Origin of the sequence: Paenibacillus sp. FSL R7-0048, assembly GCF_038004505.1 — a bacterium.
Lineage (GTDB): Bacteria > Bacillota > Bacilli > Paenibacillales > Paenibacillaceae > Paenibacillus_AQ > Paenibacillus_AQ odorifer.
Genome location: NZ_JBBORF010000001.1, coordinates 3,088,116 through 3,112,309, shown reverse-complemented (window position 1 = coordinate 3,112,309; position 24,194 = coordinate 3,088,116). Strand labels below are relative to the sequence as shown.

The window sequence follows — 24,194 nt, the reverse complement described above, 5'->3', positions numbered from 1 at the left end:
GAGTCTAGCTAATCAACAAAAAACAATGACCGATTACTATTCTATATTCAACCCTCTTTACTTTATAAACAAAATAAAGAAGCAGCGAGTTCCTCCTCTGCTTCTTTGTTGCGGATTAACCTGAGATCTCATTTATTTAGCCAGCAGTTTAGGGAACTCATCCAGCAGCATGCTGCTGGTCAACATATCGTCATAATTCCATTTAGTCTCCACAAAAGTAACTTTTCCGCTCTTTACAGCAGGGAGCGAGCTCCACAACGCAGTTTTCATTAACTCATTAAAGGAATTTTCCGCATCAGCATTGGCCGGATAGATGACAAACAAATGGTCACCAATAAGCATCTTATGCATTAGCTCAGGGGAGACCTCAATATAGGGTGCACCTTATGCCGGCTCGATTTCCTTCACTGCCTCGGACATTTTGTAGCCCTGCGGCTGATACAGCAGTGCAGGAATACCACCAGTTTTCATCAAATACATTGTCTTGTTCCAATAATAAATCAGCACTACCGCTGTTTCTCCTTCGGCAAGTTTGCCTTCCTGACGCAATCCGCTCCACATATTCTCGGCCTTGCGATTATATTCGGACAACAGTTGCTCTGCTTCAGCCTTTTTACCCACTATCTCACCAATGACAGGCAGACGCTCAGACAAGGGTTTACTCTGGTCAAATACAACAGTAGGTGATATTTTGGACACTTCTTCATATTGTTTGTCCATCACATAACCATGCATTGTCAAATCCGGTTCCAGATCCAAAACAAGTTCCAGATTTGTAGGAAATCCAATATCCTGTGCCGGGGTTGTCTCCTTATCCAAATATACTGATTCTTCAATAAACCGGCGGTCGACACCGACCGGCTGAATCCCGAGTGCCAGCAGGTCTCCGATCGAATTACCTTGCAGCACAATCCGCTGTGGACGCTCTGGAATATCAACCTCATGCCCCTGACTGTCTTTATATACTCTTGTAGATTTTGAATTGGTGGCTGAGTCCGGTGGACTTGTCTCTGTTTGCACAGAGGATACTGGACTAGGGCCAGCATTCACAGAATTAACAGGACTGTTCCCTGAAGAACAAGCACTAAGCATTAAAACCAGACATAACAGCATCGCTGCTCCCATTGACATTTTTGTATTTCTAACCATCGGTAAATCCCCTTTTCTTCTATATTGATAATGATTATCATGATCATTATCAATATAACTTGGCTCAGCCCATCCTGCATTAGACAATCTTAGCCTGATTTTAGGACGATCTGATCCTTTGGCAGAGCCTAGGGCCAATGACTTAAAATTACCCGGAGTCACACCGGTTGTTTTCTTGAAAATACGGATGAAATAGGACAGGTCCGTGTACCCCACTCCGGCGGCAACCTCCTGCAATGATGCATCGGTATTTAGCAGCAGTTCCTGCGCCTTATCTATTCGCGTCCGAATAAGAAAATCAATCAGACTGGTACCCGTCTTGCTTTTGAACTGCTTCGCCACATAGGCCACACTATAATTAAGCTGCTCTGCAATAGAGGATAAGGTAATAGGCTGACTGTAATATTCTCGTATGTATCGAACTGCTTGCTCCACCAGATCCGGCTTGACGGGATAGACTCCATATGCCTGTCTCTGCCGCTCAACTTCGTAGACAAATTGATAAAGCATTGCTTTGATCTGAATCCGTTCAAGTGAACTTGAGTCCAGCCATTTCCGGTGCATCTCCTTTACTTGAGACAACAAAGCCACTGGAGCATTCGGAGCAAATTCATATTGTTTTTGAAAAGGACTGTTTCTTTCAAAAAGTCTACGTACACCTGATCCGGACGTTAGCGAAAGCGAGGCTTTATAGAAAATAAAATAAAACTCCATTTCCTCCCTGACCCAATCAATATCCAGTTGCCCTCCTTTTCCGCTGTGTAGGATATGAAAACGTTCTGCAGCATGTTTATTTCCATTGAGCCGAAAAACCACGTTGCCGCGAACCATATATAAAAAACCTGCAGCCGGGAACCTATAGGAGGTCAGCTTGTCTCCTGCCTTAAACAACATATGGCGAATATCAATCAGCCGGATATGTGCATAATCCCAGAGCATCAAATTATCATCAGCATTTAAAATCTTCACTCGCCTCCTTCCTATCGGAAGTATAATTGATAATCATTATCAACCGCAAGAGCTGGAAACAACAGTTCGCCTCTAATCAGTAGATGCAATGTGCCAAGCTACAGGCTAATTGTTAAGATCTCCCTCTCCCCCCACCATCTTGAAATCCCGCACCAGTCAAGGATTTATTCTGTGCATCATCCTTTTTAATTTAATTTTTTCATTCTCAAAATTACTATTTCGAAAATCTCACTATCTTCCGATATGTTCTTATGAGCTATTTGCTCAGAGACAACTTGGGGGAGATGGTAGCATGTTACAACAACTAAAAAAAAGGCGGTTTGGTTCATCAAGCATAGCAAATACTTTGTCCATTGTACTTTTAGTTATTATTGTTGTCGTCTTCTCAATCTTGGGAACCTTTATGTTTTCCAGCACTCGCAGCATACTTGTGAAACAACAAGAATCTATGCTTCAGACCAAAACACAGGCACTTGTCAGTCAATTTGATGCACTATTTAAGGAAAAGGGTTCACTGGTCAAGCAAATGTCAACGAATAACTTATTCAAACAATACATCGAAACCACCGAAGCTCCTGAAATGGCCAAGACTTCTCCGCATGCCGCTGAAGTAGCAAAGACACTAGCTGACATAGTAAAGGTGGAACCCACTTTTGCAGATGCATGGATTGCGAGTACTGCCGGCAAAGGTTTTTATATCCTCAACAATGGTACGACATCAGATGCTGCTTTTAACATTAAAGAACGGCCGTATTATAAGCCAGCAGTCGAAGCAGACGGCCTGTACTACTCCGATCCTTATATTGACATCACTACAGGTGATATGCTGATGGGTATTTTCTATCCGATAAAAAATGACAACAATACATTAATCGGTTTTGTCGCGGTTGATATAGCGTCTAAAAATATCCCTGAGATAATGGAAAGCTATAAGCTAGGCAGCACAGGTTATTCCATTCTCGCCTCCAAAACAGGTGATATTCTGTATCACCCAGACCAGTCTAAGGTCACAAAGGAAAGGATTAATGAGCTGCCAGGTGATCTTGGGGGAATCGGCAAGAAAATGATCGCTGGTGAATCCGGCGTACATCTGATTAATGACAACGGAGAACGCCGTTACATCGGCTATGCTACAAGTAAAGATACCGGCTGGTCCGTAGGTTTAACTATTTCAGAGCGGGAAGTGCTCTCCGAATTAAAAAAGTTCACCTGGATTACGATTGGCGGGTTTGTTGCAGCGGCGATTCTGCTCGTTCTATTTTCGTATATCACGCTCCGTTATCTGCTCAGATCCATACCGAAGCTGCTTACCAAAATCAAACGGGTGGAAAATGGGGATTTGACGGTTCAATTTGATGCCTATTCCAACAACGAAATTGGACAAATCTCCAACGGAATATTCAACATGGTCCAGAAAATTCAAGGGATGCTCCAAATAGTGGGTACCTCCGCTCAGGTATTAAACCAGTCCTCAAAGGATCTGCAATCTATTTCTTCCCGTACAGCTATAACGATGAACGATACAGCCACAGCCATTAATGAGATTGCGAATGCAACCAACTATCAGTCGATCGAAACGGATACGATTTTGCAAAAAACCGGATCATTATCTGGTCAAATTGACGAAATCGCTAATGATGCCATAGCCATAGAGACGATGGTGCAGGCTTCTGCCGACCAGAGCGAACTGGGGTTGGGTGTATTAGATCAGTTATCAAAATGGGCAGAAGAAAATCATAACTCCACTCATTCGATATCGTCTGCCATCCATGATATTGATCAAAGCCGTCATGAAATTTCGAGCATCGTGGACACGGTACATCAAATCGCTACGCAAACCAATCTGCTGGCACTAAATGCTTCCATAGAAGCAGCACGTGCGGGAGAACAGGGACGCGGATTTGCCGTTGTTGCCGGAGAGGTTCGCAAGTTGGCGGAGCAGACTGCACAGGCTACACAGGAGATTGGCAGAAAGGTTCATGAAATCGAAGAGAAAACTAGAGCATCTGTGGAATACACAGCCCAAGGACTTGAAATTGCCGAAGAAAATGCAAAATCCGTGCAGGCTACGAAACAGGTATTCTTTAGCATCAACAGCGATTTGGAGGCTTTAAGATTACGTATGATTCAAATCAGCAGCAACACCTCCAAAGTCCATAAACACAAAGATGAAATCCTACAGGCACTCGAAATCATTTCTTCAACTACAGAAGAGAATTCCGCTTCAACGGAAGAAGTTAGCGCAAGTACGCAAGAACAATTGGACAGCATTGAACAGGTTGCCGAACTGTCCCTGCAGCTCAATCAGTTGTCCAAAAAGCTTCAGGACGAATTAAACCAGTTCCAGGTCGAATAGTCCTTTAGTCATCCGTAATTTACACAGTCGTAAGACTGTCCTCCCTTCAAGAAAAATTAAGCAGCCAGTGCATGCCGATAATCTATCGGCGCGTACTGGCTGCTTTTAGTTTCAATTCGCTAGTAATGGTCTCTTCAATAATACGGTACAGACCTTGAAACTTAACTATTGATACGGGTCAGGAATTTCCTCCCACTGACCAGTAAAGACATCTACTTTAATCGTGAATTCCCTGCTTCCTTGCCTAACATCACTGAACAAATAACCATCCCCGATAAAGCCTGAAATCCAGTCCGTATCTGTTGGCTTGAAACCCTCTGTATCAAAGATAGGTTGGAGTAACTTATACAGTTCCTTCTGGTATTCTGTACCGTTAGAGATGTTCCACAGATCTATCGCTTCTCGGTTTACAAGACTTCTCAGTGGACTGCCAGAAGTTACGTCATGAACCGTTCCGGTAAGCGGATTTATTTTATAGCTATTGCCTTCCCCTACGCCATTCAGTGGATCTATATCCACCCCATACTGATCTCCGTCTTTGCTAAAGGTCCAACCACTTGCCGGAAGCTGTTTTTCCATCATGGACTTGATATCCTGTTCACTGAGTGGTGGAGATATAAACGATCCATAGTACATCTGTGCGCTCTCAAGGGTCAGATTCTTCCCGTAAACGGCAATAACTTCGAGCGGAAACTCAGACATAGACGCCGCACCGGACATATGGGCTACAATTTGGTCATCTATCAGTTCGTATGAAACTATAGAGCCAAATCCGACCTTCTCTCCCCAAGCTCCCTCCGTGTAATCATACACTTTGGTCAAATGCTTTCCGTCCAGTTCAGCAGATACATAAGTGTGGTTATTTCGATGTGTAATGGATGATTTCAGCTTCTGATTCAACGTTTCGATCGGATCTTCGACCACAAGCTCTTCCAAGCTAGCAGGCTGGAGCACATGAATCTCACTCATAGAAAGTCCAGTACCCGTGCCGGTCGTAATGCGTATGAAAATTTCTTTAGTTCCATCTCCGTTCACATCTGCTTCTTCAATCAATGGAGGCCGAGTTTTATCTTCTCCTGCATTCCACAAGAACGTACGGCTTACTTCACCACGCACATCTACCGTGACTTTATGCAAAAGTGTATTCTCACCAGTGGGATTAGCAGATACCGTGATTCCGTTTTTTTCCGCCAATAAAGTGCCTTTAACACTGGAATCCGTTGTATTTTTATCCTGCACTTCTGCCTGAAAAGTAGCAGGAGCGCTCATTGCCGGAGCTGATGCAGAATTTAGCTTTGCTCCTGTAAGGGTACAGCCACTTAAGATCATAATTACAGCGAGGCCCAGCATTGAGCTTTTTGCCGTAATTTTTTTGTGCCTGGTGATCATAATAATCCTTCTTTCCATTTCCTTTTTACTGCTTGAAATGCCAGCTGTACCTGCCAACCGGATCGGATCGGGTAAGGTTTCTAACAATTTGAGAAGTGTCAAGGCATAACTTCTGTGGCAAGCTGGTTCAAGATGCTTCAAGGCCAGAGCATCACAGGCAACCTCTTGATCCTCTTTCATTTGGCGTACGGCATACCACAACAGCGGATTAAACCAATGCATGGCCAGCAGCAGACCTGTCAGCAGATTTAGCAAAATGTCATGGCGCTTCACATGTGCCAGCTCATGAAGGAATATATGACGGAGTCCGTTCGTCTCCAGAGTGTGTAAAGTAGAGGTGGGCAGCAGCAACTTGGGCCGCATAACGCCAAGTAGTGTCGGTACGGCAATCTGCTTCGTCCCGATCAGCTTGACTGGGCGACGCACCTGCATTTCCTGCTTACAGGATTCGAACAACCGTTGGACTTCTGAGGAATGAATTTCCGTTTCCTGTCGAACCCGTGCGGTAAATCGCAGTTGTGCTCGAACCGACATGCCCAGCACCACCGCCGCTCCGCCAAACCACACCAAAACCAGTACATGTATCGGCTGCCATCCTGAATCGGTTTGCGGATTGACTTGTACCATAACATCCGATGTCGATTCTCCCGGCAAAGGTCCACTTTTTGCAATTCCAGTAACTGACGGCGGTTCCTTTTCCCCTCCGGTCAACTCTGGGACATAAGTAAAGCCAACTTCCGATTGCGCTGACGGAATAAAGGAACTCTGCGCCGTTTCTTTCTCCAGCGGCAACAGATTAAAAATACTAAATGTGCTTTCAGGTGCCCAAGGTATAGCCAGCCTCACGATCAATGGTATCCACAGAAGATACGTCCAAGTAGGTTTCAGACGATCCTTGAACAGGAAGCGGGTCAATAAGATCAGCAGAGCCAGCACGCTCGCCATGGCAGACAGCGACAATACCTTGACGAACAGATTGTATGCAGCTTCCAGCAAGAGGCTCAGTCCTTTCGTTCATCCAAAATTCTCTTCAGTTCTTCAATATCTTCCCGGGACAACTTTTCATCCTGCAAAAAATTGACCAACATCGGGCGCAGAGTTCCACCGTAGATCCGCTTCAGAAAGGATCTTGTCTCCGATTGGACACATTCCTCTTCCCGCACCAGCGGATAATAGGAATACACCCTACCTGTCTGGTTATAACCAATAGCCCGTTTCTCTGTCAGACGCTTAATCAACGTCCGTACCGTCTTTGGGTTCCAGTCCCTGTTGCCTTCTAGTGCTTCAACAATCTCACCTGCAGTGCGTGGGGCACTTGCCCACAGCACCTTCATCACTTCCCACTCGGCATCCGAGATCTTTGGAGTTTCCGTAGACATCATTCTATCCGCCTTTCTTTTCTCCGTATGACTACACTTGTAATCCAATATCCAAAATATACAAGTCAGCATCGTTTATGTCAACCCTAAACTCCCAGCTCACCACGGTTTATGGACAATGTACACGGAGATTCATGATTACGTACATTAATAGCAATAATACGGCTTTATTAGTCAAAGATGACTTCAAAGAGGTGGAACCTATGCCTATAAAAACAGGTAATCAATACATCGAACGAATCGACCGGCAAAAGATCAATATCTGGTACAAAGGAACACGTGTTGAAGGTCCTTTATCCAAACACCCTGCCTTTCAAGGTCTCATACAAACACAAGCCGAAATGTATAACATGCAGTGTGATGAACGTTATTTGGCGCAGATGACCTATCCTTCACCTGATACTGGAGATCCGGTTGGTTTATCTTTTCTTCCACCCAAAAATGCTGAAGATTTAGAACGCCGGAGAAAAATGATTGAACTCTGGTCCAACAGACACCACGGATTTTTAGGACGTTCCCCCGATTATATGAATACGGCCATCATGTCTCTGTTCACAGCTGCTGATATCCTTGAGGATCATAATCCGAAATATGCTGAGAACCTCAGAAAATACTATGCCTTCTGTCGAGATCATGACATTACCTTATCCCATGCTTTCATCCAGCCTCAAGCCAGCAAAATATCCGGCCAGATTGATGCTACAGAGGATTCTATCGCTGCTAAAGTCGTAGAAATCAATGATCAAGGGATGTTTGTTACCGGTGCTTTTATGATGGCAACACAGGGAGCTACCTGCGATGAAATGCTTGTATTCCCAACTCCCTCACCCTCACTTGTGGATGATGATAATCCCTTTGCGTTTGCCTTTGCGGTGCCTAATGATCTGCCTGGGATGACTTTTTTTTGCCGTGAAAGCTACGCTGCCTCATCCACCTACGACCATCCGTTAAGTTCAAGATATGAAGAAATGGATACCCTTGTTATCTTTGACCGTGTACTTATCCCTCATGATCGTATATTTTATTATGGCGATGAGAGGTACTGTTCCCGATTATTCGGCGAAAGTAACTTTCATACGCATATGGCCCACCAAATTATCACCCGCTATATTGCAAAGACCGAGTTTTTTCTTGGTATGCTAGAGAGTTTGGCGGAAGAACAAAATGCTGTCCTTGAGGCCTACACGATTTTGCCTATTTCCAGAATATTAACCTATTTAGAAACTTTCAAAGCCTTAAGACTTGCAGCGGAAATAGGGGCTTCGCTCGACAAATTTGGATATCTCGTTCCAGATAAAGGTCCACTGTTGGCTTCAACCATTCACTTTTCAGAGTTTTATCCAGAGATGGTTGAAATGGTTCAAAACCTCAGTTCAAGCGGGCTCATCATGATCCCCTCTGAAGCCGACTTTACATCAAGCGCTGGTTCGTATCTTTATGAGTATTTGAAGGGAAATATCTCGGATGCGTGGTATCGAAATGCCTTATTCCGGCTGGCTTGGGAACTAGGAGCGGGTGCATTCGGAGGTCGTCAAACCCAGTTTGAGCGGTTATTTTTCGGCAACTCCCAAACAGTGGCCTGGCGTATGTACAACAGCTATGATAATCACGAGTATTTTCGTCAAATCGTTCACGAATTTATTGCCCCTGATGCCCACTTGTCTAAGTCAACAACAGATGGAATTTCCAATTAATCAAGAGTTGCGAAGGTTTATAATGATGTTTTTCAGGATTGATTAAGAGACTGCTTCCGCTCTCTTTTTCAGTCCTTTTTGAGCTTTATCAACAAACCAAATTAGGAAGAACTAGATGCTTTTTCATACCTGCACTGGACAATTCTGTAATAAGTTGTTTATAGTTTATTAGCATTAGGAAGTGATTTGCTAGCTTAGGAGGGAACAATGAACTATGGGCCATATCATAGTCGTAGAAGATGAACGTGCAATCAGTGACTTAATTACTATGAATCTAAAATTAGTCGGACATACCTATAGCAAGGCTTATCGCGGGCTGGAGGTTATTGAACTGCTGGAACGTGAAAAGGCCGATTTAATTCTGCTCGATATAATGCTGCCCGAACTGGACGGTTTTGAGATCATGCAGCGGATTGCTCACTTACAAATTCCGGTGATTCTGATCACCGCAAAAGATTCACTGGCTGATCGCATCAAAGGCTTTGAACTGGGCGCCGATGATTATATTATTAAACCTTTTGAAATCCTTGAATTGTTGGCAAGAATCAATGTAGTGTTACGTAGGAGCGAAAAAGGCATTTCCAATTTTCTCTGTGAAAACGTTGAGGTACGTTATCTTGAGAGGCTTGTGATGGTGGATCAGATACCCGTAGATTTAACCGCTAGGGAATTTGAGCTGCTTGAGGTCCTTATCCGCAACAGAAATATTGCTTTATCAAGGGAAAAGTTGCTGGAATTAGCCTGGGGCTATGATTTTGAAGGAGATACCCGTACCGTAGATGTTCACATCAGACAGCTGCGCAAAAAACTAGGCTGGGAAGAACGAATTAAAACCGTATTTAAGCTTGGTTACCGCTTGGAAGTTCAGGTCTAGTATGAGATTCTGGCATAAAATTCTGCTGTCAGTCCTCGCTTTCTTCATCGTCGCCCTAGATGTGAGTGTAATCATGATTATGAAAAAAAGCTGGCAGCTGAACATGGACAGCGAAATGCAGCGTGCTTCAAGCGAACAGCTATTAATTGCAAACAACATTTATGAAAATCTTGAATCGATTCAGACCCGTGGGGCCACACTTACCTCTACTTTAATCTCAAGTGTGGCTCAATCCTATGGTGAATTTTATCATAAGCAGGGAATCGGACTACAGCTCTGGGAGAATGACCAGCTGGTTTATCCGAATGCCGGAGTCCCATCAGTCTCAACACCGGAGTCACATTCTATTCAACTCTCTACTGAGCTCCCTGCTCCCTATCAAGCTTTGTCGATCGTTTATCAACGTGATATCAGTGACCTGTATGCTAAGCAGCATGAGCTGAACCGTTTTTTTGTAATGATTAACTGGATTATCGGTCCAATTCTGCTCCTATTACTCTACTTGCTGATCCGGCAGTTGACCAAACCACTTAAACAGCTTTCAAAGACTACAAAAACGATCGCTGAAGGCAAATATACCGAGCGCGTGCAGTTGCGCAGTAAAGATGAATTTGGTGAGTTAGCCCTGAACTTTAACCGAATGGCAAACGCAGTGGAGCAGCACGTGATCGAACTGTCTAATATGGCCGATGAAAAGCAGAGAATGGTCGATAACCTCGCCCACGAACTGCGCACACCTTTAACCAGTATGCAGGGATTTGCTGAATTTCTGACTTCCGCAAATATAGGCCAGGAAGAACAGCAGATGGCTGGTCAATATATCCTTAGTGAAACCTTACGCCTGAAGAATTTAGCCTTCAAACTGCTGGATTTGTCCGTCCTACGGCATCATCCTCTGACTCTGAAACAAGTAGACATATCAGATTTGTTCAAATCGGTTAAACAGATTGAGCAGCTTAAATTGGACGAAGCAAGCATCAAACTAGAAATGGATTATTCCATCCCTGCGGTTTGGGGTGATCATGATCTGCTAACTTCCTTCTTGGTTAACCTTGTCGAAAATTCCATTCATGCATCTCCGCAAGGGAGCACCATCCGCTTGCTTGCCTATGTATTGCAAAATGAAGCCATATTGGAAGTATGTGATTCGGGATTTGGGATGACACCGGAACAGAGTGCGCGTGTTTTTGAACCCTTTTATCGAGGTGAAAAATCGCGCACACGCGAATACGGGGGTGCGGGTCTTGGTTTATCTTTATGCAAGCAAATCGCAGATGCGCATCAAACTAGAATTTCACTGAATTCTACTTTAGGTCAAGGAACAAGTATCCGCATCTTTTTACAACTCCATAACATCTGTTCACCTACTCTATAACATCTATAGTTTAAGGTTAGGAAGATTCAGCATCATCCGAAGCAAATGGAGGTTATTCAAGTGAATAACAAAAAATTCCCCACTACTTTAGCTATACTCCTGTTCTCGGGGAGTCTGCTAATCGTCAGTGCAGTCATTCAAAACACCACCCATTTAGCTTTAACCAGCACCAAAACCCCAGGGGTGAAGTTGGAAGCACCAACGCCGGTGTCCACAGTGAATGACGATCTGCAACCGCAGATGAGTCCTAAAGAAATACAAACCATTAAGAATTTCATAGACATGGCGGGTCATGAGACTTCTGAATCCAAACGGACCACTGTCACACCGCCTGCTGCAGAGAATTTGAGTCAAACTGATGCCGTTATTCTGGCTGCTTCAAGCGTACGCAAATTATTCGATGTGGATATTGCCAAGCTGCAGATGCGGGTTATTCTGAGTGATACCCGAACCTCGCTGCCGTGGACATGGGCTGTACATTTCAGTCCATATAACGCCAAGACCCTAGAAGGGCAAGGTAAGGAATTCTGGGAATATGATGTACTAATTGATCCCATAAACGGTATGGTAGTGAATACGACCGCGATTAATATTGCTCTGAAAAGAACACCAATTAGCGCTTCTGCTGGCAGCACTATCTATAAAAATGCCCGTTGGATCAATGCGGCCATAACTATCCTAACAGATAAACAAAAAGAAAGCCGGAAAATTGCTACAGCAACACTGATCAACACTGACACCAATGATAAACGCGGCATGGTCGCTGTTCAGATGATGCTGGAAGATGGCAGCAGCTACACGGCAGAAATGCGTTATCCTGATCAAAGTCTGCGCTGCCTTACCTACGAGACTGCTCAAGTAGTGAAATAAATCAAAAATGGAATCAGCTCTTCACTAATCCTACTTTTATGTCGATAATTTATATTACATGGAAAAGTATGGAGGAGCATATGAACACTAATCGCAGAACCGAACCTTTTCGATATACCCTTAAAGAACCTGTAACATTTGATCTTCATATTCTTACTATTAACGGAATCCAGGTTCCTTCCAAGCCTGTAAGGGCTGTATTGTTCGACATCAGTCGATCGGGTTGCCACTTATCGTTACCCCTCAATATCAACCCAGAAAATAACCTAGTACGCATTGGCATGGAAATGAATCTTACGGATGAATCTATGTACATAGAAGGAATATTGAAATGGAACAAAGAACAACAAGGCAGTTTCCACTACGGCATTCAATTGGACATCCCTGAGAATGATGGTGATCGACTCCCAAGAGTACTTCGCATCCTTGCTGGAGAAGGCAAAATATTAGTTCGTTAAGATAACAAAAAAGAGTAGTTTTAATCTAAAAAAGCAACAACCCCGCGTTTTCATGCAGGGTTGTTGCTTTTTAGCTATTGCGATCCAAACTTATTGTTGTAATCCGAAATCGCAGATCACCATTTCATGGATTTTATTCTTGAGGCACATCCCGTTCAGGGGATGCTGCTACAGCTTTTTCTTTCTCCAGTACCTCTCTTAAATCATCTTGAATTCTGCGATTCCATAAGGGAACCCCTGAGCGATAAGCAGCTCTGCCCGTCAAATGCGCAGATAAAGGTGAGGTCATAAATACAAAGACAATCCCCAGTAGCAGCTTAGCACTTATATGATCTAGAAAAAATGCAAAATATAGAAAGGCCCCGCTCAGAACACATAAAACACCAAGGGTGGCACTTTTGGCAGCAGCATGTGATCTCAGATAAACATCAGGCAGCCGAATCAGACCATAAGCACTTACAGCACTAAGCAATGCCCCCATCAGTATTAATAAGGCAAACAGCAATTCACCGACTGTCTTGATCATTTCCATGTTCAAGCACCACTCCCCTTTCGATGTATCTGGCAAATGCCGTCGTGCCGATAAAGGAAAGAATGCCTATTAACAAAATAATTTCGATAAAAGCCTGCGTTCGGAGTAAAACAGAAAGAACGGCTACCATGGCTAACAGATTAATTCCAATCGTATCCAGTGCCGCTACCCGGTCGGGCAAAGAAGGTCCCTTCAACAACCGCCAGGCACATACACCAATCGCCAGCGCCATAATCGTAAGCGAGAGCATAAGAATAAAATGGATCATTAACGGGTCACCTCCAATATCGCACGCTCAAAGGTGTCACGGATATTCGCTCTGAACTGTGCGGGATCCTCAACATCCATGGCATGAATATACAAAGTCCGGTTATCATCCGATACTTCAAGTACCACAGATCCGGGAGTAAGGCAGAGCAATGTGATCAACGTAGCCACTTCCCAATCCGATTTCAGCTCTGTAGTATATTTCAAGATTGCCGGACGTATATTAAGCTCCGGTCTCAGAACAGCTTTTACTACTACATAACTTGAAACGACCAGCTCCCGCAGCAGCAACAGAATTAGCTTAATAATTGCCCACACTTTTCCTAGATATAATTTGGGCCAAAAACGTCGCATTCCGAGCAGAATGAGGATACCGATCAAGAAACCAATGACGAAACGTGGCCCAGTCCAGTCATTGTGCAGGAACATCCACAGGAATGCTATCATGAAATTCAATAATAGTTGAAAAGCCATAGTATCACTCCTTCATGACAGCGTTAATGTATAGTGCTGGATCAGCCAGTACAGCTCCGGCTTGGCTGACAAGTCCGTTTACCGTCTCCGCACCCACACCCATCAGAATTACAATCGCGAACAGAACAGCTGCCGGTGCCATCATAGCTTTATAATGAGGCGGTTTGACTTGTTCTTCCCTTTTCTCGCCACCCCAGAACACTTGCTGGAATACCTTGATCAAGGAATATAACACTACGAAGCTGGATGCAAGTGCAATCAGCGCCAGAGCCACGTGATTCTCGCCAAATCCACTCCGCACCATCATCACTTTTCCAGCGAAACCACTAAGGGGCGGAACACCAACCAATGCCAAAGTCAGTACAAAAAACATCCAGCCGGTCCACGGATAACGTCGGATTAAACCACCCATTTCTTTTAAGCGGTCAGTGCCTGAAGCTGAGATAATCATCCCACCCAGAAAGAATAATAATGCTTTGGCAACCATGTCATGCATTAAATAAAACACTACACCATTTAACGAATCCTGAGTCGCGACAGAGATCCCAAAAGCAATAAATCCTACACTGATGATGATATTATAATTAAATATTCGGCCCAAATCGTTGTATGCCAATGCCCCGATTGCCCCAAGTATCATCGTCGCCCCCGCCATCCAGGCAATCAATGTATGGGTAAGTCCCGGTTCTTGAATAAAAATCAAAGTAAAGGTACGAGTAATTGCATACAATCCGACCTTGGTTAGCAAAGCCCCAAACAGGGCTCTAACAGCCAATGGCGGTGCACTATAAGAATCGGGAAGCCAGAAAAAGAGCAGTAAACCTGCCTTAATCGAAAATACAATTAGCAGCAGAACCGCAATGACGTTCATTACACCGCCTTGTTCCGCCTCTGCTACACGCATAGATAGATGCGCCATATTCAGTGTTCCTGTCGCGGCATATAAATAAGCAATCGTCGCCACAAACAAGGAAGAGGAAATCACATTAATTAATACATACTTTAATGTCTCTCGCAGTTGACCCTTGGACCCACCAAGTACGATCAAAGCGTAAGAGGCAACTAACAGCACCTCAAAGCAGACAAACAAGTTAAACAGGTCCCCGGTGAGGAAAGAGCCAAATACCCCGGTTAATAAAAAATGGAAAAACGGATAGTAATAAAACCGTTCCCTGTCTTCCCCAATGCTAGCGAAGGAAAAAAACAGACAAGCCGCGCCAACAATGGCCGCAGTCAACACGAGCAATGCCGAAAACATATCGGCAACAAACACAATGCCATAAGGTGGACGCCATCCCCCCATATATAAAGTCTGGATACCGTTTGTATTTACCTGATACACAATGAATCCTGCAACAAAGATATTTAAAAACACACTCACGGCACTTATGATTCGTTGCAGACGTACTCGTTCTTTCAGAAAAATGAGTATTACTGCCGTAATGGCCGGAATCAGCAGAGGCAGCACTAACAAGTTGTTCATCGTCTCTCCTCCTTGGTTCCTTCCACATCATCGGTACCCGTCGAGCGGTAAGTCCGGTATGCCAAAACAATAAAAAAAGCTGTTACTCCAAAGCTAATTACAATAGAGGTCAAAATGAGCGCCTGCGGCAAAGGATCGACATAAGCTTCCGCTTCCTCACCCAGCAATGGTGCAGCACCTGTCTTGAGGCCAGACATTGTCAGTAACAACAAATGAACGCCGTGCGTTATTAAAGTGGTTCCCAGAAGGATGCGCAGCAAGCTTTTGGAAAGAACTAGATAAACACCTACGGAAAACAGTACACCGATCGCCAGGGCAATAATAAGCTCCATTAGCTATCCCTCCCGATCGTAAATATGATATTCATAGTGACACCAATAACAGCTAAGAAAACACCGAGATCAAAGAACATTGCTGTGGTCAGTTCTGTTTTGCCCATAAGTGGCAGTTGGAAATAGCCAAACGCTTGGCTCAGAAAAGGTACATCGAATAAAAACGAACCTATTCCTGTAAGAAAAGCTACAGATACCCCAACCGCGATTAACTTACGATAGTCGATAGGCAATACCTTCTCAACCATATCAATCCCAAAAGTAATGGCGAGCAGTACCAATGCGGCTGATGCCATCAATGCTCCAATAAATCCGCCTCCCGGATTATTATGTCCGGCGAAAAACAGATAAAGCGAAAATATTAATATCATAACAAAGGCTACTTTAGCTACCGCTTGTAGTAACACATCATCACTTACAGAAGAACGTGGTTTATTATCCTTCACAGCCCGCTTCAGTGGGGCAATAGTTCCATCCGTATCCAGCTGCAGTTTGATCATGGAATAAATAGCAAGTGAGGCAAGGCCAAGCACTGTAATTTCAAACATGGTATCAAAGCCGCGGAAATCAACGAGCAGAACATTAACAATATTTTTACCGCCACCCAAGGTATAGCTATTCTCCACATAATATTTCGAGATGGATTCAAACGGACTACTGCCTAAAGCAGCAAGTGCAACCAATGTCATGGTTATTCCCATCCCGATGGAAATAATTAGCTTAGGCAAGCGGGACCGAAGTTTGAGCGGCTCTTTCTCCAGCTTAGGCAAATGCCGAAAACATAGCAGGAACAATGTAACGGATACTACTTCGACAATCATCTGGGTAAGCGCCAGATCAGGTGCCCGGAACAGAACAAAGAGTAAAGTAACCATATAACCAACCATTCCTGTTAACAAAATGGCTGTGATTCTGGAACGAACAAAGGGGATAGCCAAAGCGCCCACAAGCATAACCATAACAACAATAACTTCAAACAAAGAAAACGGAGCATATTCAGTTGTCCCAAGCGTTATTCCATCGGTATACCACACGGCTCCACCAATGGCTACGATCAGGAAAGCGAAGATATACATCAAGTAATGGCGCATGGAACCTGTCATATAGGTGCCAGTCAACGCCCTAGACGATTTCTCGACCAGCCGGATTACTCCGTCATAGACTTGATTTAAAGTGTAGCCACTGCCCCATTCTTTATCGACCAGACTCCAGCGGCCATAGATTCGGTATACAATAATACCAAGAATCACAACACCAAGTGTCATCCATATTTCTGGTGTAAAGCCGTGCCAGAAATGAATATTCACAACAAAGGGTTCTCCGGTCTGCAAGATAGGGTGAATAGCATTCATTGCAGGGATAATAAGTGTTTTGGATAATATATTCGGGAAAAAACCGATAAATATAGACAGCACTGCTAGCAGGCACGGGGCAAGCAGAAGTCCAAATGGGGCTTCATGCGGTTTTTTGTCCAGCTTCTCAGGCTGATATTTTCCGAAAAAGGTGTGGAAAACCAAAATCATACTGTATGCAAAAGTAAACACGCTGGCAATCCAGGCCAAAACCGGGAAGAGCGTAAACAACGAGGGAATAGACAATATATCCAGGTTTCGGATATTCAGAACAGCCGTAAAAAACATCTCTTTACTTAAAAACCCGGAAAATGGCGGCAAACCAGCCATCGAGAAACTGCCGATCATCGCTACCGTAAAGGTAACCGGCATAATGGAAATCAGTCCGCCCAGCTTTCGCAGGTCGCGGGTACCCGTCTCATGGTCAACTATACCGACCATCATAAACAAAGAGCCTTTAAAGATGGCATGGTTAATAAGGTGAAAGATAGCCGCTGTTGTTGCAGCAGTGTAAAAGACTGAATCTTCCCCTACATAAAATGCCGCTGCCGATCCCATTCCCAGCAATCCCATAATCAGTCCAAGTTGACTAATCGTTGAATAGGCTAATAGAGCCTTCAGGTCCGTCTGCTTCATCGCCTGGATGGAGCCATAAATCAAGGTGATCAAACCGACGCCTGACACAACCCAGAACCACTCATATTGCCCCGCAAAAACAGGGCTGAAACGGGCGACAAGATACAATCCAGCTTTAACCATCGTTGCCGAGTGCAGATAGGCGCTGACGGGTGTCGGTGCCTCCATGGCATCCGGCAGCCAGATATGAAACGGGAACTGAGCTGATTTGGTGAAGGCGCCTAAGAGAATTAGTAGCATCGCCGGAATAAATAAAGCATGCCCGCTGATATCGCCAACCTCACTCCAAATTTCCCGGATACTAAAGGTGCCTGTCATTACATAAAGCATTAAAAAGCCGGCAAACATCGCTAAACCACCAAATACGGTAATCAACATAGATTTGAGAGCACCATACCGCGATTTTTGCCGCCGATGCCAAAAGGCAATTAACAGAAATGACGAAACACTTGTTAATTCCCAAAAGCCATATAACACCATCAAGTTATCCGAGAGCACAACGCCAAGCATCGCCCCCATAAACAACATTAGATAAATATAAAAAGGGGTTAACGCTTCTTTTCGCCGGTCCAGATAATAAATTGAATAGATAATTACAAGACTACCCATCCCAGTGATTAGCAAAGCAAACAACAAACTTAATCCATCCAGATGGAAAACCAAATCAATTCCTAGTGAAGGAATCCATGAAATGGTTTCATATCCCAAATCCCCACCTTTAATAACGGGAATCCGGGTTAAGAAATAAACAAACAAAACGAGTGAACCAGGGAAAACAAGCCATCCTCTATGAAGGTTGGGTGCTCTCTTGGACAAAAGTGCGATTACTAAGGCCATTAGAAACGGAACAAGTATGATTACATGCAGCAAAGGCAGTCCTCCTTTTCCACTTGAGCTTATCAAGTTGTGAACTTTAGTACTTACTTTTTTACCAAAAGCCAAAGATCATATGATTGGTAGGGCCTTTTATACAAGGCCCCAATGTTGATAAGGGCAAGCCCGATTATAAAGAATCGGTCAATGTGCCATCACAAATATGCAGATATCTAGCCTTTCCATCTTCTTGCTCAATTCTGAATAAACCGTTCTCAAATTCTGTGTGTAGTTCGTGAAAGAACTTTCCCTTAAGCGAATACTCTCCCTGAGGTTCATCACTGAGCTGGTACTCAGCCCCGTTTTTGACCAGGTAAGCGATAACGCCTTCCTCATGGGTTTCTTCCAGCCCTGCACGCATCCGCTGCACAGCCACGACATGCAGATCCATCATTTTCATTTTACCAATGAGTTCATTGATGAAATTACGTTTGGTAAGCTCCTGCCACCGAGTTTGAGCAGATTGTCCAATGACGATCTGTGTAACCTCATTCTCTTCAGCAACTTCTACAATAATATCTGTTGTTTTTCGGCCTTCACGTTTCCGAATGATAAACTCTGCGCCAGCTTCATCGGCAAGACGTTTCCAGACCGTCATATACATTTCTTTGCTCTGATTATATTCATCAATATCCGAACTATCGACATTTAATACAAACAATGGCGCCCCTATAATTTCAGATAGTTGGACACCACGCCGGATTAAACGCTCCCCATGCGGACCATAATGAACACAAACCATAATCTTTTCATTGTGTATGACCTTCACCCTCCTGTAACATGGCCAAGAAATACAAAAGGAGCCCACTGGCGTTAGGCCCCTTGCGTAATTCTAAAACCCGATAAGTTATACTTAATTATATCTATTCCTATGTTTTTTGTAAAGTTTGTTGGTTATCATGGAACATATTTCTTTTTAATGCTTGTATCATGCCCTTCTCTAGCAGTTGTCATACAATGGTTATTATATATTCCTTTACAGGAATATTCCCTCCGTGGTATATTATCATCACAAACAGGAAATACCAAAAAGGAGGCGCTATAGAGCCGCTCAACCAGAGTATGTCATAATAGAGATGCGAATGAATTTAATGAATCGAAGTGATCTGTGTTTATGAATACTAACGTTATGAGTGCCTTAGCTGAGCCCCACCGCATGCAGATCGTTGAACTATTACGCGAGAATCCTCTAACCGTTGGGGAGATTGCAGAAAGTCTTCAGCTACGGCAGCCTCAAGCGTCCAAGCATTTGCGCGTCCTTAGTGAAGCGGGCTTAATTGAAGTTCAAGCTGTAGCTAACAAGCGCATTTGCAAGCTCCGTCCTGATCCATTTAAGGAAATAGACGATTGGTTAAACTCCTACCGCCATATATGGGAAGAACGATACGATCGACTGGATGATTATTTACAAAAGCTACAGAGCAATGAAAACAATAATAAATCATAGCCTCAGGCCGAAATTGGCAGGAAGCAAACAAATTTTGAGGAGGATCTATCCCATGACAAATTCTAACCCGTCCAACCAAGTGGTATCCAAAGTTGTTGATGGCAACACATTAGTATTAGAGCGCGTATTCCAAGCTCCACGTGAGCTAGTATTCAAGGCTTTTTCTGAGGCTGAGCATTTGAAGCACTGGTGGGGTCCAAAAGGTTGGACGCTTCCCGTATGTAATGTCGATTTCCGTCCAGGGGGTACTTGGCATTATTGCATGAAGTGCGTGGATAAGAATCAAGGGGATTTCTACGGTATGGAGTCTTGGGGCAAGGCGTTGTATAAGGAAATTACAGTCCCAGAACAAGTCATTTATACAGATGGATTCTCAGATGCAGAGGGTAATATTTCAAAAGATTTGCCTGAAACGCTTGTCCAGCTAGATTTTATCGACCTGGAGGGTCAAACGAAGCTGGTGAATACCGGTAAATACACTTCTCCGGAAGCCTTGCAACAAGTGATTGATATGGGGATGTTAGAGGGGATTTCCCAAACCTTCGATAATTTGGACGCCCATCTTGAGAATTTACAGAAGAATAACTAGAGCAGCTATCACACGATAAGTAGGACGATGCAAGAATACTCTCTCCTGCTCGTCCTATTATGTTTATTTTGCTGGAAATAAGAACCTGATACTATTCGGAAAATATTGCAGGAAAAACGTGTCATTATGCGTGCCCAGCGGATCCGTCTCAAACTTCACTCGCTGATCCGCTCCATCAATCTTCTCTTTTAAAATATCATAAGCACGTTTGCTGTTAGGCACCATGTCCTTCTGGGCATTTGTCTTGTGGATCCCTTCCTGTTCACCAACATACATATAAATTCTGCATTCCCTATCTAGTCTTGATGTCTCCATGAAATGAATGAAATCTTTAAACCATACAGACGCAGATATCAATATAAAATTCCCAACGGTAGCTTCAGTCTTGTACATCGCGTACAGACTTATTAATCCACCTAGTGAAACACCACCCAAAGCCAATTTCTCCGGCTCGTTAGAGATGCGATAGGAGCTTTTGATATAGGATACAAGATCCTGATAGACATAATTCAAATAATCATCGCCCTTGCCCCCAAAGGACCAATCCTTAAAAAGAGCAGGCATTTCCCAAGGTGTATATTCATCATTCCGCAACTGAGAATCAATCCCGATAAAAATAACCGGCTCTGTTACTCCCTCTTTCACATCTTTCTCTATAGCTATAATCGCCTCTTTGAACAAAAAATCTCCATCCTGTAAGAAAACCGCTGGGAACATCCGCTCCGGAAATAGATGATATTCTTTCGGTAAATACACGGTAATCTGACGATCCATATGTTCAAAAAGCACAAGCTCGCCTGCCCTCATTTGCGTCATATCCCCACTCCTTAACAGTTCAGCACTCGAAACGCTCTACTCATAATCGTTGGTACTACAGAAGCGTGATTTTCATTGGGTGCGACATAGTGCTCAACCTCTAAATTAGGCAAAGCATACTCGTTCAATTTTGAAAATAAATCTGCTGCGTCATCGACCATAAAGGATTCTTCACTTCCTACGGTAATCAATAATTTTTGTTTATCGGCCGTCAGCTCTTGACCCTTGCTATAGAACTGCTCCGCATACGTCAGGATTTCATGATCATTCCACCAAATGGATGGACTAGAGGCCAAATAATACTGGAATAGCTTCGCACGAGTGAATAACGTCCAGAGGACAAATAAACCGCTGAGAGAGTGACCAAACAAGGCTTGTTTATGCTGATCCACATTATATTTCTTGTTGATTGCTGGCATTAACTCTAATTCTAAAAAAGCCAAAAACTTCTCAGCTCCACCATGTGGTCCTATGTCAGCATTTTTCAATCGATCCGGATATACATACTGCTTCGCTGGAGGTGTGAAATCATAAAATCTTCTTTTGGAGACCTCTTCATCTGTACCATAATGTCCAATGCCAATCACAATTGCTGGTGCAATAAAAGTTTTCGGGGCATTTCTTGACTGCAATTTCACAACATCCCGACCCAATTGAAAATATGAATTACCATCGAGCATGTAATACACGGGAAAGCCCTTTTCTGGTGCTGCTTCTCTCGGAAGAGAAACCTTTATATCGTACGTGTAACCCATATACTGAGATTCAAGTTTCCATGATTCTGTGTGTTCGAGCTCTACTTGTGTTGTCATTTTTTCTGTACACTCTCCCCTACACTCTTGACTTTGCTAATAAATATAAGAAATAAGGAATTCCAATAATCGAAACGACTATACCCACGGGTAACTCTGCCGGCTGAAATATTGTTTTGGCAAAATAATCCGAGATCACCAGCAAAAACATCCCTACCACTGCACTGGATAACATAATATAGCGGTGATTAATCCCTACTAATCTTCTGGCGATATGAGGAGCCATCAAGCCTATAAAACTTATAGAACCGGATACAGATACACAAACACTTACGATCCCCACACTGCATAACAGAAAGATCAGCTTTTCTTTTTCTACAGAGATCCCTAAGCTCTTTGTACTGGAATCCTCCAATTGAAAATAATTGAGTAAATAGCTTTTTCGATACATTATAAATCCTAAAATAAGCACCCAAGGTGCGATCATAATGATATAAGTCCAGTTCGCGCTGTAAATACTTCCGACACTCCAAACCGCAGCCATCTCATAATCACTTGCATTCATTTTCAGAGAAATATACAACGACAACGCACCAAAACCACTGCTAATCGCGATCCCTGTCAAAATCAAGCGTTGCATATCGAGTGCACCATTCCGCCATGAAAAAATAAAGATAATGACAACTGCGGCAAGCCCACCTACAAAACCAAACAGCGGCATGGCTAGTATCGAGAACCAGCTTTCTTTAAAAAAAGTAACTCCCGACATCTGAAAGAAAAACATAAATGCAACGATGGCAGCTCCTGCGCCTGCATTAATCCCAAGGATACCTGGATCAGCCAGCCCGTTACGGGTAATTCCTTGAATGACAGTTCCCGCCATCCCCAGACCTATTCCTACTAATGAGGCAATAATGATCCGTGGTAACCGAAACTGAAAAATAACCAGGTCAAATTTAGCATTAGGATCTATTCGCAGCAGTGTTTTTATCACATCCATTACAGACATATCAAACACGCCATTCGTAAGATGAAAATATCCGGCCACAAGGGTTAACAGGATAAAAACTAATAGTGTCAGCATATAGCGGCTAAACTGTACTTTACTTCTATCCACGCTGCTCTCCCCCTTTAACCCGAATTAAATAAAGGAAGAAAGGGATGCCAATAAAGGCTGTTACAACACCAATTGGCGTCTCAAACGGAAAGTTAATATAACGGCTTAAGACATCGCAAAACGCTAAAAAAACAGCTCCAATCACCGCTGAGCAAGGAATGATAAAGCGATAGTCTATACCTACGATAAACCGTGTAATATGAGGAATGATTAGACCCACAAAGGCTATCTTGCCGACTAAAGCTACTGCTGTCCCGGTCAGACATATAACCGAAATAATACTGACAATTTTCACCCATTTTGTTCGTTGACCCAAGCTAATCGCGGTTTCATCCCCCAGGGAAGCAACCATTACTGACTTAGAAATACTAACCGCCAAGAGCAGTCCAACGATTATAAAAGGAACTGATAATATTAGCATATCTGGATTAACGGTATGTATTTTCGAGCTATACCAAACGCTAACATTTTGTGAGACTTGAAAAAACATCGCTACTGCTGAGGCGATACTACTTAAAAAAGTACCAATTACAGTTCCAATAATGGCTAACCTGACTGGAGATAAACCGTTTTTAACCAATGAACCAAATCCGAAAACCAAACCTGCTCCGATGGCTGAACCCACCATAGATAAAATAATCATCTGAACATTCGATAATCCCGGATAAAACACCATAGCCAACGTAATAACAAATGCCGATCCGTCATTTACTCCCATAATCGATGGTGATGCAAGATAGTTACGTGTAACCCCCTGCATTAACGCCCCTGAAACAGCCAGAGCCGCTCCAACTAATAAAGCGGCGATTACACGCGGAAATCTAGATGTCATAATAATGTTGTGGTCCACATTATTAGCATCGAAGTGTGTAATCGCCTGCCATATTGTCAATATTCCAATATCTTTAACACCATATAAGACGGATACAACAATTGCTAATACGATGAATAATGGAGAAGTTGATAGGATCAATATAACTTTCCAATTTTTTGTATTCATCTTATTCATCG

At 43.4% G+C, this 24,194-nt stretch carries 23 protein-coding genes; 8 read left to right on the top strand and 15 right to left on the bottom strand.

Annotation, left to right across the window (positions count from 1 at the left end):
* Positions 1 to 132 precede the first annotated feature (132 nt).
* Positions 133 to 351: a hypothetical protein gene (locus NSQ91_RS13660; protein WP_076304213.1), complete on the bottom strand. Its 219-nt coding sequence runs from the start codon at positions 349 to 351 to the stop codon at positions 133 to 135.
* 33 nt (positions 352 to 384) lie between these two features.
* Complete coding sequence (locus tag NSQ91_RS13655; RefSeq protein ID WP_340918213.1) at positions 385 to 2,118, bottom strand: AraC family transcriptional regulator; 1,734 nt, start codon at positions 2,116 to 2,118, stop codon at positions 385 to 387.
* A gap of 292 nt (positions 2,119 to 2,410) precedes the next feature.
* Between NSQ91_RS13655 and NSQ91_RS13650 the strand changes: the two genes are divergently transcribed.
* Positions 2,411 to 4,474, top strand: a complete 2,064-nt coding sequence (locus NSQ91_RS13650; protein WP_076304211.1) for a methyl-accepting chemotaxis protein — start codon at positions 2,411 to 2,413, stop codon at positions 4,472 to 4,474.
* A 165-nt stretch (positions 4,475 to 4,639) separates the two neighbouring features.
* Here NSQ91_RS13650 and NSQ91_RS13645 read toward each other — a convergent pair whose 3' ends face one another.
* Positions 4,640 to 6,859 carry a M56 family metallopeptidase gene (locus tag NSQ91_RS13645; protein ID WP_076304210.1) on the bottom strand — a complete coding sequence of 740 codons (2,220 nt, stop codon included), beginning with the start codon at positions 6,857 to 6,859 and terminating at the stop codon, positions 4,640 to 4,642.
* A 5-nt stretch (positions 6,860 to 6,864) separates the two neighbouring features.
* Positions 6,865 to 7,242 carry a BlaI/MecI/CopY family transcriptional regulator gene (locus NSQ91_RS13640; protein ID WP_076189933.1) on the bottom strand — a complete coding sequence of 126 codons (378 nt, stop codon included), beginning with the start codon at positions 7,240 to 7,242 and terminating at the stop codon, positions 6,865 to 6,867.
* Between the two features lie 203 nt (positions 7,243 to 7,445).
* Here NSQ91_RS13640 and NSQ91_RS13635 point away from each other — a divergent pair, with 203 nt between their 5' ends.
* The 5 genes from NSQ91_RS13635 (at position 7,446) to NSQ91_RS13615 (ending at position 12,513) form a co-directional block, all read left to right on the top strand.
* Entirely contained in the window at positions 7,446 to 8,936 is a 1,491-nt protein-coding gene (locus NSQ91_RS13635; protein WP_076304233.1) for a 4-hydroxyphenylacetate 3-hydroxylase family protein, read from the top strand.
* A gap of 214 nt (positions 8,937 to 9,150) precedes the next feature.
* Positions 9,151 to 9,810: a response regulator transcription factor gene (locus tag NSQ91_RS13630; RefSeq protein WP_076135640.1), complete on the top strand. Its 660-nt coding sequence runs from the start codon at positions 9,151 to 9,153 to the stop codon at positions 9,808 to 9,810.
* Position 9,811: 1 nt separating this feature from the next.
* On the top strand, positions 9,812 to 11,185 hold the full coding sequence (locus NSQ91_RS13625) for a sensor histidine kinase (protein ID WP_076126055.1): 1,374 nt from the start codon (positions 9,812 to 9,814) through the stop codon (positions 11,183 to 11,185).
* A gap of 60 nt (positions 11,186 to 11,245) precedes the next feature.
* Positions 11,246 to 12,055: a hypothetical protein gene (locus NSQ91_RS13620; protein WP_076304209.1), complete on the top strand. Its 810-nt coding sequence runs from the start codon at positions 11,246 to 11,248 to the stop codon at positions 12,053 to 12,055.
* Between the two features lie 80 nt (positions 12,056 to 12,135).
* On the top strand, positions 12,136 to 12,513 hold the full coding sequence (locus NSQ91_RS13615; RefSeq protein ID WP_076126051.1) for a PilZ domain-containing protein: 378 nt from the start codon (positions 12,136 to 12,138) through the stop codon (positions 12,511 to 12,513).
* A 133-nt stretch (positions 12,514 to 12,646) separates the two neighbouring features.
* On the opposite strand, the gene mnhG is transcribed toward NSQ91_RS13615, so the two are convergent.
* The 7 genes from mnhG to NSQ91_RS13580 all read right to left on the bottom strand — a co-directional run bounded on the left by mnhG (position 12,647) and on the right by NSQ91_RS13580 (position 19,231).
* Complete coding sequence (mnhG, locus tag NSQ91_RS13610) at positions 12,647 to 13,045, bottom strand: monovalent cation/H(+) antiporter subunit G (protein WP_076126049.1); 399 nt, start codon at positions 13,043 to 13,045, stop codon at positions 12,647 to 12,649.
* A complete protein-coding gene (locus tag NSQ91_RS13605; RefSeq protein ID WP_036686407.1) occupies positions 13,020 to 13,313 on the bottom strand; it encodes a Na(+)/H(+) antiporter subunit F1 in 294 nt (97 codons plus the stop codon). Before NSQ91_RS13605 ends, mnhG begins: the two co-directional genes overlap by 26 nt.
* Complete coding sequence (locus NSQ91_RS13600) at positions 13,313 to 13,786, bottom strand: Na+/H+ antiporter subunit E (RefSeq protein ID WP_076304208.1); 474 nt, start codon at positions 13,784 to 13,786, stop codon at positions 13,313 to 13,315. The genes NSQ91_RS13605 and NSQ91_RS13600 overlap by 1 nt, the downstream gene beginning before the upstream one ends.
* A gap of 4 nt (positions 13,787 to 13,790) precedes the next feature.
* The gene (locus NSQ91_RS13595) at positions 13,791 to 15,269 is read right to left on the bottom strand and encodes a Na+/H+ antiporter subunit D (RefSeq protein ID WP_076304207.1); all 1,479 of its coding nucleotides are present in this window, start codon (positions 15,267 to 15,269) and stop codon (positions 13,791 to 13,793) included.
* Positions 15,266 to 15,601, bottom strand: a complete 336-nt coding sequence (locus tag NSQ91_RS13590; protein WP_036686402.1) for a Na(+)/H(+) antiporter subunit C — start codon at positions 15,599 to 15,601, stop codon at positions 15,266 to 15,268. The genes NSQ91_RS13595 and NSQ91_RS13590 overlap by 4 nt, the downstream gene beginning before the upstream one ends.
* Positions 15,601 to 18,465, bottom strand: coding sequence for a Na+/H+ antiporter subunit A (locus NSQ91_RS13585; RefSeq protein ID WP_076126230.1), 2,865 nt, complete (start codon positions 18,463 to 18,465; stop codon positions 15,601 to 15,603). Before NSQ91_RS13585 ends, NSQ91_RS13590 begins: the two co-directional genes overlap by 1 nt.
* A 127-nt stretch (positions 18,466 to 18,592) precedes the next feature.
* Positions 18,593 to 19,231 (bottom strand): universal stress protein, encoded by a 639-nt coding sequence (locus NSQ91_RS13580; protein WP_232061321.1) that lies wholly within the window; start codon positions 19,229 to 19,231, stop codon positions 18,593 to 18,595.
* A 345-nt stretch (positions 19,232 to 19,576) separates the two neighbouring features.
* Here NSQ91_RS13580 and NSQ91_RS13575 point away from each other — a divergent pair, with 345 nt between their 5' ends.
* Together NSQ91_RS13575 and NSQ91_RS13570 are read left to right on the top strand one after the other, a co-directional pair.
* Positions 19,577 to 19,909 carry an ArsR/SmtB family transcription factor gene (locus tag NSQ91_RS13575; RefSeq protein WP_076304206.1) on the top strand — a complete coding sequence of 111 codons (333 nt, stop codon included), beginning with the start codon at positions 19,577 to 19,579 and terminating at the stop codon, positions 19,907 to 19,909.
* A 52-nt stretch (positions 19,910 to 19,961) separates the two neighbouring features.
* Positions 19,962 to 20,498: an SRPBCC domain-containing protein gene (locus NSQ91_RS13570; RefSeq protein ID WP_076183573.1), complete on the top strand. Its 537-nt coding sequence runs from the start codon at positions 19,962 to 19,964 to the stop codon at positions 20,496 to 20,498.
* 63 nt (positions 20,499 to 20,561) lie between these two features.
* Here the strand turns inward: NSQ91_RS13570 and NSQ91_RS13565 are convergent, their stop codons facing one another.
* The 4 genes from NSQ91_RS13565 to NSQ91_RS13550 are packed head-to-tail and all read right to left on the bottom strand — an operon-like array spanning position 20,562 to position 24,183.
* Entirely contained in the window at positions 20,562 to 21,314 is a 753-nt protein-coding gene (locus tag NSQ91_RS13565) for an alpha/beta hydrolase (protein WP_081391843.1), read from the bottom strand.
* A gap of 11 nt (positions 21,315 to 21,325) precedes the next feature.
* Positions 21,326 to 22,126 carry an alpha/beta hydrolase gene (locus NSQ91_RS13560; protein ID WP_076304205.1) on the bottom strand — a complete coding sequence of 267 codons (801 nt, stop codon included), beginning with the start codon at positions 22,124 to 22,126 and terminating at the stop codon, positions 21,326 to 21,328.
* A gap of 19 nt (positions 22,127 to 22,145) precedes the next feature.
* Complete coding sequence (locus NSQ91_RS13555) at positions 22,146 to 23,150, bottom strand: FecCD family ABC transporter permease (protein WP_076144064.1); 1,005 nt, start codon at positions 23,148 to 23,150, stop codon at positions 22,146 to 22,148.
* 25 nt (positions 23,151 to 23,175) lie between these two features.
* Complete coding sequence (locus tag NSQ91_RS13550; protein ID WP_370510757.1) at positions 23,176 to 24,183, bottom strand: FecCD family ABC transporter permease; 1,008 nt, start codon at positions 24,181 to 24,183, stop codon at positions 23,176 to 23,178.
* Positions 24,184 to 24,194: the final 11 nt, after the last annotated feature.

Excerpts from the sequence above, each read along its gene's own strand:
- NSQ91_RS13565 (WP_081391843.1), bottom strand. The coding sequence starts at position 21,314 with ATGACGCAAATGAGGGCAGGCGAGCTTGTGCTTTTTGAACATATGGAT.
- NSQ91_RS13660 (WP_076304213.1), bottom strand. The coding sequence starts at position 351 with ATGCATAAGATGCTTATTGGTGACCATTTGTTTGTCATCTATCCGGCC.
- NSQ91_RS13630 (WP_076135640.1), top strand. The coding sequence starts at position 9,151 with ATGGGCCATATCATAGTCGTAGAAGATGAACGTGCAATCAGTGACTTA.
- NSQ91_RS13570 (WP_076183573.1), top strand. The coding sequence starts at position 19,962 with ATGACAAATTCTAACCCGTCCAACCAAGTGGTATCCAAAGTTGTTGAT.
- NSQ91_RS13605 (WP_036686407.1), bottom strand. The coding sequence starts at position 13,313 with ATGATCCATTTTATTCTTATGCTCTCGCTTACGATTATGGCGCTGGCG.
- NSQ91_RS13640 (WP_076189933.1), bottom strand. The coding sequence starts at position 7,242 with ATGTCTACGGAAACTCCAAAGATCTCGGATGCCGAGTGGGAAGTGATG.
- NSQ91_RS13625 (WP_076126055.1), top strand. The coding sequence starts at position 9,812 with ATGAGATTCTGGCATAAAATTCTGCTGTCAGTCCTCGCTTTCTTCATC.
- NSQ91_RS13615 (WP_076126051.1), top strand. The coding sequence starts at position 12,136 with ATGAACACTAATCGCAGAACCGAACCTTTTCGATATACCCTTAAAGAA.
- NSQ91_RS13560 (WP_076304205.1), bottom strand. The coding sequence starts at position 22,126 with ATGACAACACAAGTAGAGCTCGAACACACAGAATCATGGAAACTTGAA.
- NSQ91_RS13595 (WP_076304207.1), bottom strand. The coding sequence starts at position 15,269 with ATGAACAACTTGTTAGTGCTGCCTCTGCTGATTCCGGCCATTACGGCA.
- NSQ91_RS13635 (WP_076304233.1), top strand. The coding sequence starts at position 7,446 with ATGCCTATAAAAACAGGTAATCAATACATCGAACGAATCGACCGGCAA.
- NSQ91_RS13575 (WP_076304206.1), top strand. The coding sequence starts at position 19,577 with ATGAATACTAACGTTATGAGTGCCTTAGCTGAGCCCCACCGCATGCAG.
- NSQ91_RS13650 (WP_076304211.1), top strand. The coding sequence starts at position 2,411 with ATGTTACAACAACTAAAAAAAAGGCGGTTTGGTTCATCAAGCATAGCA.
- NSQ91_RS13550 (WP_370510757.1), bottom strand. The coding sequence starts at position 24,183 with ATGAATACAAAAAATTGGAAAGTTATATTGATCCTATCAACTTCTCCA.
- mnhG (WP_076126049.1), bottom strand. The coding sequence starts at position 13,045 with ATGGAAATGATCAAGACAGTCGGTGAATTGCTGTTTGCCTTATTAATA.
- NSQ91_RS13590 (WP_036686402.1), bottom strand. The coding sequence starts at position 15,601 with ATGGAGCTTATTATTGCCCTGGCGATCGGTGTACTGTTTTCCGTAGGT.
- NSQ91_RS13555 (WP_076144064.1), bottom strand. The coding sequence starts at position 23,150 with ATGCTGACACTATTAGTTTTTATCCTGTTAACCCTTGTGGCCGGATAT.
- NSQ91_RS13600 (WP_076304208.1), bottom strand. The coding sequence starts at position 13,786 with ATGGCTTTTCAACTATTATTGAATTTCATGATAGCATTCCTGTGGATG.